The organism is Microcoleus sp. F4-D5, from assembly GCF_036704885.1.
Lineage (GTDB): Bacteria > Cyanobacteriota > Cyanobacteriia > Cyanobacteriales > Microcoleaceae > Microcoleus.
This window is the reverse complement of record NZ_JAUBSX010000032.1, coordinates 38266-55151: the sequence shown is the minus strand read 5'-3', so window position 1 is coordinate 55151 and position 16886 is coordinate 38266. Positions and strand designations below refer to the sequence as shown.

General features: G+C 45.1%; 12 protein-coding genes. 9 read left to right on the top strand and 3 right to left on the bottom strand.

Annotated elements, in window-relative coordinates:
* Positions 1-156 precede the first annotated feature (156 nt).
* Positions 157-1161, bottom strand: coding sequence for a LysR family transcriptional regulator (locus QUA80_RS16650; RefSeq protein WP_333234852.1), 1005 nt, complete (start codon positions 1159-1161; stop codon positions 157-159).
* 33 nt (positions 1162-1194) lie between these two features.
* The gene (locus QUA80_RS16645) at positions 1195-1323 is read right to left on the bottom strand and encodes a hypothetical protein (RefSeq protein WP_333426259.1); all 129 of its coding nucleotides are present in this window, start codon (positions 1321-1323) and stop codon (positions 1195-1197) included.
* 74 nt (positions 1324-1397) lie between these two features.
* Between QUA80_RS16645 and QUA80_RS16640 the strand changes: the two genes are divergently transcribed.
* The 8 genes from QUA80_RS16640 (at position 1398) to QUA80_RS16605 (ending at position 9640) form a co-directional block, all read left to right on the top strand.
* Entirely contained in the window at positions 1398-2111 is a 714-nt protein-coding gene (locus QUA80_RS16640; RefSeq protein WP_333426258.1) for an NnrU family protein, read from the top strand.
* A gap of 45 nt (positions 2112-2156) precedes the next feature.
* Positions 2157-2531, top strand: a complete 375-nt coding sequence (locus tag QUA80_RS16635) for a thioredoxin family protein (protein ID WP_333426257.1) — start codon at positions 2157-2159, stop codon at positions 2529-2531.
* A gap of 394 nt (positions 2532-2925) precedes the next feature.
* The gene (locus tag QUA80_RS16630; RefSeq protein ID WP_333426255.1) at positions 2926-4971 is read left to right on the top strand and encodes an NAD(P)H-quinone oxidoreductase subunit 5; all 2046 of its coding nucleotides are present in this window, start codon (positions 2926-2928) and stop codon (positions 4969-4971) included.
* Positions 4972-5427: 456 nt separating this feature from the next.
* Positions 5428-7014, top strand: a complete 1587-nt coding sequence (gene ndhD1, locus QUA80_RS16625) for a photosynthetic/respiratory NAD(P)H-quinone oxidoreductase subunit D1 (RefSeq protein ID WP_445302251.1) — start codon at positions 5428-5430, stop codon at positions 7012-7014.
* Positions 7015-7276: 262 nt separating this feature from the next.
* A complete protein-coding gene (locus QUA80_RS16620; RefSeq protein WP_333426253.1) occupies positions 7277-8074 on the top strand; it encodes a hypothetical protein in 798 nt (265 codons plus the stop codon).
* Between the two features lie 39 nt (positions 8075-8113).
* Positions 8114-8311 (top strand): hypothetical protein, encoded by a 198-nt coding sequence (locus tag QUA80_RS16615; RefSeq protein WP_333426251.1) that lies wholly within the window; start codon positions 8114-8116, stop codon positions 8309-8311.
* Positions 8312-8361: 50 nt separating this feature from the next.
* Positions 8362-9435, top strand: coding sequence for a M14 family metallopeptidase (locus QUA80_RS16610; RefSeq protein ID WP_333426249.1), 1074 nt, complete (start codon positions 8362-8364; stop codon positions 9433-9435).
* Positions 9428-9640, top strand: a complete 213-nt coding sequence (locus QUA80_RS16605; protein WP_333426247.1) for a hypothetical protein — start codon at positions 9428-9430, stop codon at positions 9638-9640. Before QUA80_RS16610 ends, QUA80_RS16605 begins: the two co-directional genes overlap by 8 nt.
* A 229-nt stretch (positions 9641-9869) precedes the next feature.
* Here QUA80_RS16605 and QUA80_RS16600 read toward each other — a convergent pair whose 3' ends face one another.
* Positions 9870-15563: an AAA family ATPase gene (locus QUA80_RS16600; protein ID WP_333426245.1), complete on the bottom strand. Its 5694-nt coding sequence runs from the start codon at positions 15561-15563 to the stop codon at positions 9870-9872.
* A 641-nt stretch (positions 15564-16204) separates the two neighbouring features.
* On the opposite strand from QUA80_RS16600, the gene QUA80_RS16595 reads away from it, so the two are divergent.
* Complete coding sequence (locus tag QUA80_RS16595) at positions 16205-16348, top strand: hypothetical protein (protein WP_333426243.1); 144 nt, start codon at positions 16205-16207, stop codon at positions 16346-16348.
* Positions 16349-16886 lie beyond the last annotated feature (538 nt).

Sequence of the window (16886 nt, the reverse complement as noted above, 5' to 3'; positions counted from 1 at the left end):
GGGAAGAGGGAAGAGGGAAGAGGGAAGAGGGAAGAGGGAAGAGGGAAGAGGGAAGAGGGAAGAGGGAAGAGGGAAGAGGGAAGAAAAAGCGATTGTTAAATCAGATTCCAATTTCTCAACTAACCGCGAACTGCTAACAACTGGCGACCTAATAGATTAATTTCCCGCCGAGTTGGGAGTTGCTATTTCTATGAATCCCAAATCGAGCGCCGGAGGTTCTTTCTTCTCCATAATGGTGGAATAAGTAGCAAAGGAAGGCAAAATTTCATTGCTGAAAGCCTCTGCTGCTTTAGAACGGTAGCGGTTGGGGTTGTAAATTAGCGACAAAATCCGAGTTACTACAACTTCATCCATTTGAGATTTGTGCAAAACACCCATGAGCAACTCTTTTTCGATCGCCGAAACCGAGACAAAAGCAGCTCCCAGTCCCGACTGAACGGCATTTTTAATTGCTTCGATCGAATTTAGTTCCATCTCGATTTTCAAGCGGCGCGTGTCAATGCCGCAGCGAGTCAGTACCTGATCGATTACTTTGCGGATAGTAGACTGCGAATCGAGGGATATAAACTGCAATTTGTAAAGGTCTTCTTTTTGGATAGTTTCTTGTTCTACCATCGGGTGAGATGGAGGGAGAATCAAAGCCAGTTCGTCCTCAGCGTAAGGAACAATTTCTAAAGCTTCTACAAGTTCGGTAGGAATTTCTCCGCCAACAATTGCCAAATCGATTTGCCCGTTGGCCACACTCCACGCCGTGCGGCGGGTCGAGTGAACGTGAAGCTGTACTGCTACATCCGGGTACTTTTGCCGAAACATCCCGATCATCCGGGGCAGCAAATACGTCCCGGTTGTTTGAGAAGCCCCGACGATCAAAGTACCGCCTTGGAGATTTTGCAAGTCTTCCAGAGCTCGACAAGTTTCCTGGCAAAGCGATAAAATTTTCTCGCCGTAACTCAGCAGCAGGTGTCCGGCTTCGGTAAGTTGCGCCCGCCGCCCCCCCCGGTCAAACAGCGGCACGTCCAACTGTCTCTCTAAGTTTTGCACCTGCAAGCTAACTGCTGGCTGGGATACATAGAGGCTGTCCGCGGCGCGTTTGAAGCTTCCTTCAGAGGCGATCGCCTTGAGAATGCGTAACTGGTCTAAAGTGAAAGGAAGGTCAGACATATATCTAAATTGTCAGTTGTCAGTTGTCAGTTGTCAGTTGACGGTTGACGGTTGACTGTAGGCAGCGAACAGCAAACAGCGAACAGTCAACAGCGAACAGTCAACAGCGAACAGCGAACAGTCAACAGTCAACAGCCAACAGTGAACAGTTAACTGACTCATAACCGCTGAATGCTCCCATAGATACTTTGTGACACAAATTGGCCGAGAATCAATAACTTTTCTTAATATTTGCAATGACGATCGATTTGACGCTGGACTCCCACTTAGTTATTCTGGGCCTGTTACTGGTTTTTGCGATCGCCCACAGCGGTTTAGCAGCCCTCCGGCCCCGAGGTGAAAAGCTGATCGGGCCCAGACTTTACCGCGTTTTGTTTGCCCTTGTCAGTTTGCCGCTAGCCGTCATTCTGATTGTCTACTTTTTCAACCACCGCTACGACGGCCTGCAGCTTTGGCAAGTACAGGGAGTACCCGGAGTTAAACCCGCAGTTTGGATACTTTCGGCAATTTCCTTCCTGTTTCTGTACCCAGCAACTTTCAACCTCCTAGAAATTGCCGCCGTCCAAAAGCCCCAAGTTCACCTCTACGAAACTGGCATCATTCGCATCACCCGTCACCCGCAAATGGTGGGGCAGGTGATTTGGTGCATTGCCCACACCCTGTGGATTGGCACTAGCTTTACCCTCGTCACTTCCATCGGTTTGGTACTTCACCACCTGTTCGGAGTGTGGCACGGCGACAGACGACTTCAAGATCGTTTTGGAGAATCCTTTGAAACCATCAAATCTCGAACCTCAATAATTCCATTTTTGGCAATCCTACAAAAGCGTCAAACCCTTGATTTGCTTGAGTTTTTGCGCCCTTCCTACGTAGGTGTAGTCATTTTTACGGGCCTGCTGTGGGAAATTCATCCTTTTTTGATGCGTGTAACTAAGAACATATACTGGTAGCATGATCCCTAGGATAGAAAAAAAATTATTAAATTTTGAGGGATCATGGTGTTGTCGGTTAGCGAACGCACTTTTGCACAAGAGGTGTTTCAAGCCTCTACCCCCGTTTTAGTTCACTTTTCAGCTCCTTGGTGCGGTTTGTGCCGCGCGATCGACCCCACGCTTAAGACTTTTGAGGCACAGTGGGCAGAAAAAGTCAAGCTGGTTGGGGTAAATGCCGATCAATGTTTCAAGTTGGCCCACACTTATCGGCTGACAAGTCTGCCCACACTGATTTTGTTTGAAGGCGATAAAGTTCGATTTAGATTGGAAGACTACCAAGGACGCGAGGAACTGCGGCGGACTCTCGATTCCTGGATGCTGGTGACTCAACTTTCTTCCCGAACTCAACGCCTGCAACCGGAAGCAGTTAACAGGTAACGGCTGCAAGTTATTCGGCTTTTAGGTAGAAAGCAGAAGCAATTCCTGATTTGTCGATCGGCCACCACCAGGGCCAAATCTCGCAGTCCTGAACGCAAAAACAGTTTTTTACAAAAATATAGTGTGCAGCGCGAGAGTATAGGTTAAAAAAACCGGTTTCTTGATTCCTGTCCGTCCAAGACAGTCTGGATTTGTCAATCTATATTTTGGTAGAAATTTAAGGGGAACTAGATCGACCGGCTCGATCGGGAAAATATGCAGTAGGTCTCAAGCATTGTCGATCGACAATGCTTGAGAATTACAACAAGTATTTCTGCCCAGTCGCGCAGGCGTGTGTCACAATTGTTTACAGTTTTGGCAATATCTAGTAGAAACTTTAAACTACCTATCAGTCATGGAACTGCTTTATCAATACGCTTGGCTGATTCCAGTCCTGCCGCTGGCAGGCGCAATGCTAGTAGGTCTAGGCTTAATCACCTTTAACCAGGCAACCAACAAACTCCGACAAGCGAATGCGATCTTCATCGTCTCCGCCCTCGGAGGGTCAATGGTACTCTCTTTCGCATTGCTGTGGAGTCAACTACAGGGCCACGCACCCTACACCCGCACTATTCAGTGGGCTTCTGCAGGCGACTTCTCGCTGAATATGGGCTATATTATCGACCCGCTGACGGCGGTAATGCTGGCGATCGTAACCACGGTCGCCTTTTTGGTGATGATTTACACCGACGGCTACATGGCTCACGATGACGGGTACGTGCGTTTTTACGCCTACCTCAGCATCTTCAGCGCCTCGATGTTGGGTCTCGTAGTCAGCCCGAACATCGTTCAGATTTACATTTTTTGGGAACTGGTAGGTATGTGTTCGTACCTGCTAGTCGGATTTTGGTACGATCGCAAACCCGCTGCTGACGCTTGCCAAAAAGCTTTTGTCACCAACCGCGTCGGCGACTTCGGCCTGCTGCTGGGCATCCTCGGCATTTACTGGGCCACCGGCAGCTTTGAATTTAGCGTGATGGGCGAACGCCTGCACTCCTTAGTCGAATCCGGTGCCCTTTCGGCAACTCTGGCGACAATCTTCGGCGTCCTCATATTTTTGGGGCCGGCCGCCAAATCCGCTCAATTCCCCCTCCACGTTTGGCTGCCAGACGCAATGGAAGGCCCGACACCGATTTCAGCCCTGATCCACGCCGCGACGATGGTAGCAGCCGGCGTCTTCCTGATCGCTCGGATGTACCCGGTGTTTGAAGGGCTGCCGGCCGTCATGAATTTGATCGCCTGCACCGGCTGTTTTACGGCATTTCTGGGTGCTTCGATCGCGATTACCCAAAATGACATCAAAAAAGGCCTAGCCTACTCCACAATCTCTCAACTCGGCTACATGGTGATGGCAATGGGCGTCGGCGCTTACAGTGCCGGACTTTTCCACTTGATGACACACGCTTATTTCAAAGCGATGCTGTTCCTGTGTTCTGGTTCAGTGATTCACGGGATGGAAGCAGTTGTAGGCCACAACCCCGCACTCGCTCAAGATATGCGAGTCATGGGCGGCTTGCGGAAATATATGCCGATTACCGCTTCTTGCTTTTTAATCGGAAATTTGGCAATCTGCGGAATTCCGCCGTTTGCTGGTTTTTGGTCAAAAGACGAAATCCTCGCCAGCGCCTTCGCAGCAAATCCCGCTTTGTGGGCTGTTAGCTGGCTGACGGCCGGGATGACCGCGTTTTATATGTTCCGGATGTATTTCAGCACCTTTGAGGGCGAATTCCGGGGCAATGACAGCGCCATCAAGCGGCAACTCCTGCAACCCGGGATTGTTTTCGGCCCGGGAGCGATGAACGTTAAGGAATTGGCATCAACTGGCGACAGTCACGGCGAACACGACCATTTGCCTCACGAATCTCCTCTGACAATGGCTCTGCCGTTAGTGTTGCTGGCAGTACCTTCTGTGTTTATCGGTTTTGTCGGTACGCCGTTTGCCAATTATTTCGAGCAGTTTGTTCGCGCTCCAGGCGAGTCTCTCGAAGAAGTTTTGGAACACGCTGCTGAGTTCAATTTGACGGAATTTCTCATCATGGGCGGCAGCTCTGTAGGTATTGCTTTGCTGGGCATTACTTTGGCTTCTCTGATGTATTTGAGCCGTAAAATTGACGCCAGTGCGATCGCCCAAAAAATCAAACCGCTTTACGAGTTCTCCCTCAACAAGTGGTATCTCGACGATATCAACGAATTTCTTTTCGTCAAAGGCAGCCGCCGTTTGGCGCGGCAAGTCATGGAAGTTGATTTGCGCGTCGTAGATGGTGTAGTCAACCTGACCGGTTTGGTCACGCTGATTAGCGGCGAAGGTTTGAAATACTTTGAGAGCGGTCGCGCTCAATTTTATGCCCTGATTGTGTTTGTCGCAGTTCTGGGTTTTGCGATCGTTTCTGGAGTCGGTTAAATCTGTAGGGAAACGGGAGTGTCTTTTAGTGTCAACTTAAGGTAAAAGTTAGTACCGGTCTGCTGTCTGACGATGAGGCCTCGATCCCCCCTTAATAAGGGGGGAACTGGAAGCACTCAAAGTCAACCCCTACTCCCCAACAACCAGGGGAATTTAGGGGGATCGAGACTCGACAAAAAGCGACATTTATTATGGGCTTCAGTCTTAAGTTGACACCAATGAGCACGGTGGCCTATCCCACTAGGAGATATTTCAAGAAATGGTATTAGCTCAATAACTCACCCTAGACAATTAGCAAATAGAAATAAATCTTTGATTAAACTTAACTGTTGCGATCGCATAATTTGTCCAAATAATAGCAAAAAAATTTGTTTCGTATAAAGAAAGTATAAAATTTAGGCTAAAATTGCAAAAAGGTGTTTAAACCTAATAACTGACGGCTCATTTTAAAACGCAATGGATACAGCTAACTTTCCTTGGTTAACAACAACAATTCTGTTTCCCATTGCTGCGTCCTTGCTGATTCCTTTAATTCCCGATAAGGATGGCAAGACGGTGCGGTGGTATGCCCTAATTGTGGGTTTGATCGATTTTGCCCTACTTGTTTACGCTTTTTACACTCATTACGACTTCAGCAATCCAGATTTGCAACTGGTAGAAAGCTATACTTGGGTGCAGCAACTCGATTTGAAGTGGTCGGTGGGTGCTGACGGTTTATCGATGCCCCTGATTTTGCTGACAGGTTTTATTACTACGCTGGCTACTTTAGCAGCTTGGCCGGTCACATTTAAACCGAAGCTTTTTTACTTTTTGATGTTGGTAATGTACGGCGGCCAAATCGCAGTTTTTGCCGTGCAGGATATGCTGCTCTTTTTCCTGGTTTGGGAACTGGAATTAGTCCCGATTTACCTGATTTTGTCAATCTGGGGCGGCAAGAAGCGCCTCTACGCAGCAACTAAGTTTATCTTATACACCGCAGGCGGTTCGCTGTTTATTTTGCTGGGCGGGCTGACGATGGCGTTTTACGGCGATACTGTGACTTTCGATATGCGGGCGATCGCAGCTAAAGATTACAGCACCAATATACAATTGCTACTGTACACAGGTTTCTTAATAGCTTACGGCGTCAAGCTGCCAATTTTTCCACTGCACACTTGGCTCCCTGACGCTCACGGCGAAGCAACCGCACCCGCCCACATGTTGCTAGCAGGAATTCTCCTCAAAATGGGCGGCTACGCTTTGCTGCGGATGAATGCGGGAATGCTCCCCGATGCTCACGCTGTCTTCGCACCCATCTTGGTAATTTTGGGTGTGGTAAACATTGTTTACGCTGCCTTAACTTCTTTTGCTCAGCGCAATTTGAAGCGGAAAATTGCTTATTCTTCAATTTCGCACATGGGGTTTGTGCTGATTGGGATAGCTTCGTTTACCGATTTGGGAATTAGCGGTGCAATGCTGCAAATGGTTTCCCACGGTTTAATCGGGGCGAGTTTGTTCTTCATGGTAGGATGCACTTACGATCGCACTCACACGCTCATGCTCGACGAAATGGGAGGTGTCGGGAAGAAAATGCGTAAGGTTTTTGCAATGTGGACTGCTTGTTCTATGGCTTCTTTGGCATTGCCGGGAATGAGCGGTTTTGTAGCAGAATTGATGGTGTTTGTGGGTTTTGCAACCAGCGATGCTTACAATCCCGTGTTTAAGGTTTGCGTGGTATTTCTAGCTGCTGTCGGGGTGATTTTGACTCCGATCTATCTGCTGTCGATGCTGCGCGAAATCTTCTACGGGCCTGAGAATAAGGAATTGGCGGAACACGAGGAATTGGTGGATGCGGAACCGCGAGAAGTGTTTATCATTGCTTCGCTGTTGGTGCCGATTATCGGTATCGGTTTGTATCCGAAGATGCTGACTCAGGTTTACGATGCAACTACGATACAGTTGACTGCTAAGTTGCGCGATTCTGTGCCGTCGCTTGTGGCTAAGGCTGCTGCGGATAAAACTCTGTCTCTGCGTGCTCCGGCGATCGAGCCGAGTAAGTTGTGATTTAAACTGGATTTAGGAATAAAACCCCCAAACTTGATTTTAAAAATGGTTTGGGGGTTTTCTATATACCGGATCGAAGTAAATCGATTAGAGTGGGTTTTTTAAACCGCAGATTTCAACCGATAAACACAGATGAACGCTGATGTGATTTTCAGTATTGTCGCTCCTCAAAAAGCATAAAAGAGCATGATAGGCTATATTCAATGTTGCAACTGCAATATAATTAATATTTACGTCGCTCTTTTATGGAGAAAACTGACTTATGAATATGATGGTTGATACACAAATACTTTCATATCGATTCAAAGGTATTGACAAGGATATTCACAGCAAAAGTTGGGCAATTTCGTCAATTACGGCTAACGAGTTTTTAGAGACCCAGCCTAAAGACTCAAAAAAACCTGACTACTATATTATTCATCCAGCTAGATACTCTCATCTCTTCAACCTCTTATATGAAGAAGGGGGCGGTTTTAGTATTCCCAATCACTTTAGGGATGCTAAATGTGCAAAAATGGGCGAGCATCGAACCGACCAGGTAATTATTGATTTTGGCAATCAGTTCCCAGCCTATCGAGAATTTGGTAATGAAGCAATTTCCGAAATTATTAATCAAAAAAAAACTGAAATATATAAACTTAGCATCTCCCATTTCCCTAAACAAAAACAGAAAGACCGTTTAAAGAAGTTGATGTATATTTTAGACAATGATTACCATTGCTACTCTCTGACAAAAGCAGCATTAGAAGAGGGTTTAAGTTTGTTTTCAAACTTTACATCTAAGCATAACTGTAAAGCTAATATTCGCAATACAGTTAACGATATTTTAATATTGGCTACAGCAATTGATAGAAAAAAAGTTTTGTTAACACATGACAAGCTACTGAATCGTTTTGCCGCTGAGTATTATGAAGTACCAATCGAGCAGGATAAAAATGAATTATTAATTGATTTTTCAAAAAAGGCAGGCGATCAAAGTAAAAATAGAGAAAGTAAAGGATATATAAATAGCGGTTGGAGTTATGCTGTGCGTAACAATCGAGCAGCACCGGAAACCTAACAATTGCGTTGGAGAAGCGCACTTACGAAAGCTTGTGGTATGAATGCAAATGTTGCTAGCAGCCTCTTAACCGGAACATTAGCTCCCGATCGCAATACCCCATACTTCAAAATTACCAGTGGGTCGATCGCTCTCTTAATTTCTAGCGTTATTGTTCTGCGAAGAGTGCGATATTTGTCAAGGTCGATCGAAGTGTTACATTGCAACTACAATATAATTAATAGTTATGCCGTGTGAGTTATCTTTTGAGGCATAGTTGTAAAGTTACTGGTGCTTAACGAAGATTTATGAGCGATTCAGAAGCATTTTCACCCAACTACATTACTGCACGAGAGCGATTTCGATCGGCATCTTCATCTTTGGGTTATCAGCAGACAGCCTATCCAATTGATCGGGTTAGTCCAACTGGTGAAGAATTAACTATTGATGTGGCGATCGGTGGTTCTTCAAACCCACGACGATGTGTAGTCATTTCTAGTGGCTTGCATGGAGTAGAAGGCTTTTTGGGCTCGGCAATCCAACTTACCTTGTTAGAAAAGCACCAACTTCTCACATCCTTGTCACCTGATATTAAAGTTGTACTTATTCATGCTCTGAATCCTTATGGTTTTGCATGGCGACGACGTTGGAATGAAAACAACATAGACTTAAACCGTAACTTTTTATTACCTGAAGAAGTTTTTGAGGGCAGCCCAAAGGATTATCCTAAGTTAAATTCTTTTCTCAACCCAACTGTACCTCCATCAAGATTTGAACCTTATATCCTTCAAGCTATCTGGCTGATATTGAGATATGGAATGACGAGTTTGAAAAACACTTTTCCTGTAGGACAATACGATTTTCCAAAGGGACTTTTTTTTGGCGGTCATGCTCCATCCAAAACTCAAGAGATTCTAGCTAGCAATTTGCCCCAATGGATTGGTAATGCTTCAGAGGTAGTGCATATTGATTTCCACACAGGTTTAGGACGTTCGGGAACATATAAGCTTTTGCTTGACGCATCTGCAACATCAGAATCTTGTTCAAGACTAGCTAAAATATTTGGAGCAGAAAAAATAGAACCGCACAGTACAGAAGGTGTATCATATCCAATTCGCGGTGGATTAAAAACTTGGTGCCAAGCTCTTCTACCAAAGTGTCGATATGATTTACTAACCGCAGAATTTGGTACTTACTCAACGATTCAAGTCTTGAAGGCATTGCGGGCGGAGAATCGTGCTTACTGGTGGGGTAAGTCAGACCAGAGCTATGAATGGACAAAAGACCAGTTGGTAGAAATGTTTGCACCCATATCTCGCAAGTGGCGAGAACAATGCTTAACTCAAGGACTCGATCTTTGTAAACGGGTCTTGATTGACTGAAGGAGTTGCGACGGTCAGCGATCGCAATACCCAATACTTCAAAATTACCCGTAGATCGATCGCTCTTCAATTGTGTGCGATCGCTGCTATACAGATTTCTATCCTTATTGTTATGCCAAGAGTGGGATTTTTGTCAAGGGCGATCGCGCCGAGCACCGGAATGTTCGAGGGGACACGGCACTGCCGTCTCGAAAGTTGTGGGTAATATTAATTCCCATGCTACCGGATTTGATATGAGGTATCATATTTACAGTGTAACTGATAGCTAGACTTGATAATTAAGAACTCAATCAAGTGCAAAAAATTCATAATAATGAAGAGAATAAGAGGCGTACAGAAGCAATTGCGCCCCATTTCTTCCACGATGTCTATTCATCAATAGAACTGATTTTTCTCTGTTTAGGACTACTGGAAATAGCAATAACAACTACTCATCAGGTTTGGCTTTGCAAAGCCAATTTTTGATAGTGCTGTTTAATAGGAATCTGAATGATGAACTCTGCTCCCTGACCGGGATGAGAAACACACTTCAAGTGTCCGCGGTGTTTTTCTACCACAATCTGGTAGCTGATTGACAGCCCCAGACCCGTGCCCTTCCCTACGGGTTTCGTCGTGAAGAACGGGTCGAACAGCCGCCGGTTCACTTCCTCTGTCATACCGGGGCCATTGTCGCAAATGCGAATCACAACAAATTGGGGACTTTTCCGGGCCGGGGCGAGGTTCTGGGAATCCACCTCAGCCGAAGAAACTGTACAGCTTTCGGCAAGGGGGGGATTGGAAATCGAGGATTTTTCTTCTTCCCCATACCCCACAGAGGTGCGAATTGCGATCGTGCGCGGCCCCCTTTGGTCATGAAGAGTGTCAATCGCATTCGCCAGTAAATTTACAAACACCTGGTTCAGTTGGCCGGCATAGCACTCCACCAGTGGCAGCGGGCCGTACTCTTTAATGATTTGAATAGCAGGCTGGTCTAATTTGGCTTGCAGTCGGTGCTGCAAAATCAGTAGGGTGTTATCGATGCCCTCATGGATATCGACCTCTTTCATTTCCGCTTCATCCAGTCGCGAGAAGTTTCGCAGGGAGAGGACAATTTCGCGAATTCGGTCTGCCCCCACCTTCATCGAATCCAGCACTTTGGGTAAGTCTTCCATCAAGAAATCTAATTCGATTGCCTCAATATCCTCAACAATCGCTGCTGTGGGATGGGGGTATTGTTCTTGATAGAGTTTCACCAGTCCTAGTATGTCTTCACTGTAAGTTTTGACGTGACTCAGGTTGCCATATATGAAGTTAATCGGGTTATTGATTTCGTGGGCCACCCCGGCCACCATCTGTCCGAGGGAGGACATTTTCTCAGTCTGAATTAGCTGGGTCTGGGTGCGCTTTAGTTCTTGAAAAGAAAGCTCTAGTTGTTCGGCTTGTTTTTTTAATTGCGCTTCTGATAGTCGAAGAGCTTGCTCTATCTGCACGCGATCGCGAATTTCCTGGCTCAGGAGCAGATTTTTTTCTTTTAATTCCTGCGTCCTCTCTTCCACTTTATGTTCTAAAGTCCGGCTGTAATCTTCTAATTGCTCATTGGCTCGTTTCAGGTTGTCAGTCACCTCAGACAAATTTGTATAGAGTCGGGCATTTTCCAGGGAAATCGCCGCTTGAGAACAGAGAACGGTTAAAACTTCCAGGCGATCGGGAGTAAACGCGCTCCTTGTCAGATTATTTTCCAAGTAAAGCAGACCAATGAGCTTTCCTTTATGGACGACCGGCATACATAAAACTGACTTGGGTTGGGCCTTAACAATATAGCTATCCCCGGTAAAAATTCCTTCCTGACTCGCATCATTTAAGACCACAATTTTCTGAGTTATAGCCACATAATTGAGAAGAGAAAACGGCAAGTTTTGACTTGTTTCTATTATTGGTGTGGCTTGCAGCACGACTACCTCATTATTATCTATGCTTGCCGTCCCTTCTACCACCATTTGACCATTTTTTTCTAAAATTAAGTAGCTTTTTTCAGCGCCAGCATTCTCGATCGCAATTTTCAATAACTTAGAAAGCAGGCGTTCCAGAACAATTTCGCCAGAAATAGCTTGAGAAGATTTCATAACAGAGGCGAAATCCAGTGCTGCAAAACTCCCCGTAGTCGTCGAGCTGGTCGTCCGTGATACGTCGAAGCAGGGGGCTTCTCTAGTCAGTATTCGCGAGAGTAATTCAGGATATTCTTCTGATAAATATTTTACTTTGGCTTTCGCTCCCCAGCGAATGTAGCCATAGTAAGCATCCGTCAAATAAATCTCCGCTATCTTCTCCCGACCGCGAGAGAAATAAAACTCGGCAGCCAGTTCATTAGCTAGGGCTTCTTCCTGAATGTATCCCTGTTCTCTGGCTCCTTGAATGCTGGCGTCATAATACTCCATCGCTTTGCCAACTTTGCCCAATATCCGTGCTTTCTCTGCCTCCACTAACTCGTACTTGTGTTGATAATTTGCAGGAGCGTGAACTGCCCATTGCTGCAATTTTTTCTGATTTTTCGCCACTTGCTGCAAGAATTTTTTTTGTTCGCTGCTGGAAACTGCGGAATAGTGAGCTAGGAGAGCCAGAGAATAATAGAAATTGTGTTCTACACCACTCATCAGCCCAGGTACACCTTCTTTATATTTTTCTGATTCGCGGGCGCTTTTTACTGACCGACCGTAATCTTTCAACAAGTAAAATCGAATCACTTTTGTCAGGTAAGCAACAAAAATAAACATATGTTTATTGTCGGCAATAGATTGTTGCAGGAGTTCTTCTTCATTCAAAAATTCGCCTTCGATCGTATATTCTTCTTCAGGGGCATCGAGTAACTGTAATACCATTACTCTCCATGTTTTTAAATAACGAATATGGGAATATTGTTTAATATTTAGAAGTATATTAAGATATTGCGCCTGCTTCTGAGCCACAAACTCCAGCGGTTGACCTGTAAAAAGTATATGATCGCAATAGTAGATAGAATTATAACCAACATACTCTAAACTTCCCGTTTCCAGACCGCTTTTTAGGCCGTCAAGCAATGGTGCTAAGGTTTCTTTTCCATGCTCTTTCCAGTGTCTAATATGAGCATTAAAAACTACATAGACGTGAGATTTGATTTCCTTGGCATCAAATCGATCCAACAAATTTAAAGCTAGCTGTCCAAAGCGATATCCTACTTCAATTTCACCCAGAGGTCCGCACAAAAATAAGCCATAAATCCCATAGCCGGAAGCGGCCTGGGGTGAATTACCATATTGAATACAAAGATGAATCATTGTAAATGGAAATTGCGGAAATAAGGCAGGAGTCACATGATGAGCAAGAGGGGCGGATTTCCATAATATCCCCATAGCAACCCGCTTATTGATATCCGTCATTTCTGGCAGATTAGCTAACGCCTCAGTATTCATCTCTTGTGGAGGTTCCGAACAAAGGGAGACACCCAGCATACCCAAAACTTGCAGCCCGATATCTAACGCGACTTGCATCTGGTTTTGCAGGGAATAAAACTGCATTTGGATTTCATAAACTTTGACTTTTTCTAGCAGAGTTTTCGTGTGCTTGAGAGCCTCCTCAGACAGCATTTTTGCTCGCTCGAAGTTGGTATTTAGAAATTCCACCGCCGCCGCTTCCGCATACAGAGGGAATGTCAGGTCATACAGAGTTTCCCAGCTATCTTCTCTGAGGAGTTCTAGCCCCATCCGTAGTTGTCGGGCGGCAGTTTCATAAGCGGTTGCTGCCTTAGCTTTTTTGCCTGCTATCAAATTTAATCTGGCTAGACGCTCTTTTTTTGCCTGCTCCGTGATGAAGTCAGCCCCAACATTTAACTGATTGACAATCTCAAAAATATTTTCTTCAATCTCCTCTGCTGGAGTATGCTCCAATAGCAGTTCACCAATTTTCAAGTGGGTCTGTTGTTTCTGAGATTCGGGAATAAGAGAATACGCCGCTTGCTGCACCCGGTCATGGAGAAACTTGTAAGCGATAGGCGCGTGATGGCTGTAAGGCAAAGTACCCGGTGAGGATGATAGCAGAGGAGAATCTGGAGCTATTGTCTCCTTTACTTCCGTGCTCATTTCATCGGAGGTAAAAACGAGAGGGATTTTGTAGGCTTCGCTGAGGGGCAAAACCAAGCCAGCCTGAAGTGCTTCCCACAAATTGGCCGCCGTTTCCGACTGAGATTTTTCCTTGACAATAGCCAGAACCCCTAAATTAAATTTGTCTCCAATACAGGCGGCTAATTTTAAGACATTCTGCGTCTCCTCCGAGAGTTTTTGAATATTTCTGGCAATCAGTTCGACGACATTATAATCCGTGATGCCTACCGCTTGAATTTGGTTCAATGACCACTGCCAGCACCCAACACTGAAATTAAAGGTCAATAGCTTTTCTTGATGCAGAGTAGCGAACATCTGAGTCAAGAAGAAAGGATTTCCCTGGCTTTTATTGAAAAGTAGCTCGGACAATTCAAAAACGCGGTTTCTCGGAGCTGAAGACTCCTTCAGGGTATCTGCTACCAGCAAGCTGACGTTGCCAATATCCAAAGGACGGAGGGTGATATTATTTACAATTGCCCCATTCTTTTGAATCTCATCCAACGTCAGCATCAACGGATGCGTCGGACTGACTTCGTTATCTCGATAGGCTCCTATCAGCAGTAAATATTGGCTGTCCGGGTCACAAATAAGCAGATGAATCAACTTGAGCGATGCCGAATCTGCCCACTGTAAGTCATCCAAAAAGACGACGAGCGGGTGCGAGGGTTTAGTAAATACATGAATGAATTCTTTAAACACGCGATTAAAGCGATTCTCGGATTCAGACGGACCCAATTGCGGAACAGCTTTTTGAGGGCCGACAATCAGTTCGACTTCGGGAATGACATCTACTATGACTTGGCCGTTGGAGCCTAATGCTTCTAAAATTTGCTGTTTCCAAATCGCTATTTTTTCAGAACTTTCTGTTAACAGATGCCGCATCAAGCCGCCTAAAGCTTGAATCAAAGAAGCATAAGGAATATTTCGCTTTAATTGGTCAAATTTACCGGATATAAAATACCCGCGCTGCCTGACAATCGGTTTTTGAACTTCATTTACTAAACAAGATTTGCCAATCCCTGAGTAACCGCTGACTAGCATCATTTCGCTGTTTCCGCCGGAGACTCGCTCAAAGGCTTCCATCAAAGTGGCTACTTCTTGCTCGCGGCCATAGAGTTTTTGGGGGATGAAAAATTGTCCAAATTTATCCCTCTTACCGATTGAGAAGTTGCCTATTTTCCCATGGGTTTGCAGTTGATGACGGCACATTTCTAGATCGGCTTTTAGCCCCAGGGCGCTTTGGTATCTGTCTTCAGCCGTTTTGGCTAATAATTTCATTACGATGTCAGAAATCGCTTTGGGAATCTCACTGATATGCTCATGGGGTGGCACTGGTCTTTTAGCGATATGGCAGTGAATTAATTCCAGGGGGTCGCTGGCTTGATGCGGCAGCTTTCCAGTCAGAATTTCATAAAAGGTGACACCTAATGAGTAAAAGTCGGTGCGGTAGTCAATTGAGCGATTCATCCGCCCGGTTTGCTCTGGAGACATATAGGCGAGGGTGCCTTCTAGCAAGTTGGGATTGCTGAGGCTCTGGTTTTCTCGCTCTAGGTACGTGGAAATGCTAAAATCTATGATTTTAATTTGATCGGTTTTGGAGTTGATAATGATATTCTGCGGTTTAATATCTTTATGGATAATCTTATTTTCATGCAGTTGAGCTAGGGTCTCTGCCAAATGAATTGCCAGACTTAGAAATTCGCTTATTTCAAGGTGTTTAGCTGCGATTAGATTTTTCAGAGATTTTCCCCTAAAATCTTCTAAGATCAGCGCCATACCGTTATTATGCTTTTCCAAAGAGTGAGCTTTGACAATCCCTGCCATGTCGAGAGTTTTGAGGATTTTATATTCATGTCTCAACCGCGCGATTTTTTCTATGGTGGGATACTCGGCTTTGAGGGTTTTTACTATAATCGGGGTTAGGTCGGACTCCCTAACCCCGCGATAAATAACTGTATTGACACCTTCATGAATGGGTAACGATAAGAGTTTGTAACCGGGCAGCGTGGTTTTCATATTCGTTTTTTCGATGAGTCCGATTATTCTGACCTGGAATTGATAGAGGGGAATCTGAGACGGCGATGTTCATCGCCTGTGGGGAAAAATTAAACGAGCCGAGCATTAGCTTGTTAGCAAGTGGCAATATTTTCTCCGCTCATTGTAATGCTAAACTGCATCATGGTCTGATGTTTAACTATCATATCTCTGCTGGAGTTGGACAAACAAGAATTGGCGCTTTCCCAGGCGCATCCAGATAAATTATGCGATCGCCCTACCTACAGTATCTGTTTAAAGTTCTCTGGACTTACTCCGCACAAAGGCTTAAAGTTTTGAGAACTCAGGTTTTTTATTACATCCGAGTAGCTGATTATGTGTCTGTGCCTGAATTATTCCAGCCCAGGATTATACATCCTACTACAACATATTTGCAGCACTTCAACCGGGCGCGATCGTTGCTCTTACCAGGGTACTGGTCGCGCGTTCCTACTTTTGCAAGAGGTTTATTGTAAGAGTGTGCTAGCCATGAGTGAGTTACTTGAGCGCGCGTTAACGAAAGCGTTGCGATCCGAAGGAAAGCCCGCCCCTACGGGGGCTACGCCAACGATGAAGATCCGTAAGTTGAAAACCTTGTCTGCAAGTGAGCAAGAGGCGGCTCAATGATTCTGAAAGAACTTGAAGACGATCGCATCTGCGATCGAGCAAATGCTCGTTCTCTCGACGCTATTGCCAAACTTGCAGCCTCAGCAATGGCTGATAATTCCGCAGGTAAAACCCAAGAATTCGCTCCAGAAACATTGTGAAGTCGCCTATTACAGCCCCATTACGCAACAGAATCTACAGTTACAAAAAATGGGGAATGTATGCAAACAATCTCTTTGAGTCGTGAAAAAGTCGCGCGTCGTGCGAAACATTTGTATGAGAGCAGCATCTGCCCAAAAAATCAATTAGAATAGAATATTGGCAAGACGGTCATCATTGATATAGAAACAGGCGACTACTATAAAGTTGATGAAAATAGTTTACACGCTGTTGATTACCTGAGTGCGAAACATCCCAATGTTAAACTCTTTGGTATCCGTATTGGATATAACATTGCTGGAGCTCTAGGTGGTGTCATGGAGCCTGTGCCTAAGTGATTTTACTTATGGTAGTTGATAGATATGCTAAACTTAATTTTATTGAATTTTGCTTTAAAGTCAAGTTATTTGACTTTAACTGCATGAAAAAGTTCACTGCGGTTGTTCAGAAAGACCCTGACACTGCTTTATATGTAGCCTATGTTACTGATTTCTAAGAGAGCGCATTCTCAAGGAGAAACTTGAGACGAGCTATAAGCGA

Excerpts from the sequence above, each read along its gene's own strand:
- QUA80_RS16650 (WP_333234852.1), bottom strand. The coding sequence starts at position 1,161 with ATGTCTGACCTTCCTTTCACTTTAGACCAGTTACGCATTCTCAAGGCG.
- QUA80_RS16645 (WP_333426259.1), bottom strand. The coding sequence starts at position 1,323 with ATGAGTCAGTTAACTGTTCACTGTTGGCTGTTGACTGTTGACTGTTCG.
- QUA80_RS16640 (WP_333426258.1), top strand. The coding sequence starts at position 1,398 with ATGACGATCGATTTGACGCTGGACTCCCACTTAGTTATTCTGGGCCTG.
- QUA80_RS16635 (WP_333426257.1), top strand. The coding sequence starts at position 2,157 with ATGGTGTTGTCGGTTAGCGAACGCACTTTTGCACAAGAGGTGTTTCAA.
- QUA80_RS16630 (WP_333426255.1), top strand. The coding sequence starts at position 2,926 with ATGGAACTGCTTTATCAATACGCTTGGCTGATTCCAGTCCTGCCGCTG.
- ndhD1 (WP_445302251.1), top strand. The coding sequence starts at position 5,428 with ATGGATACAGCTAACTTTCCTTGGTTAACAACAACAATTCTGTTTCCC.
- QUA80_RS16620 (WP_333426253.1), top strand. The coding sequence starts at position 7,277 with ATGAATATGATGGTTGATACACAAATACTTTCATATCGATTCAAAGGT.
- QUA80_RS16615 (WP_333426251.1), top strand. The coding sequence starts at position 8,114 with ATGAATGCAAATGTTGCTAGCAGCCTCTTAACCGGAACATTAGCTCCC.
- QUA80_RS16610 (WP_333426249.1), top strand. The coding sequence starts at position 8,362 with ATGAGCGATTCAGAAGCATTTTCACCCAACTACATTACTGCACGAGAG.
- QUA80_RS16600 (WP_333426245.1), bottom strand. The coding sequence starts at position 15,563 with ATGAAAACCACGCTGCCCGGTTACAAACTCTTATCGTTACCCATTCAT.
- QUA80_RS16595 (WP_333426243.1), top strand. The coding sequence starts at position 16,205 with ATGATTCTGAAAGAACTTGAAGACGATCGCATCTGCGATCGAGCAAAT.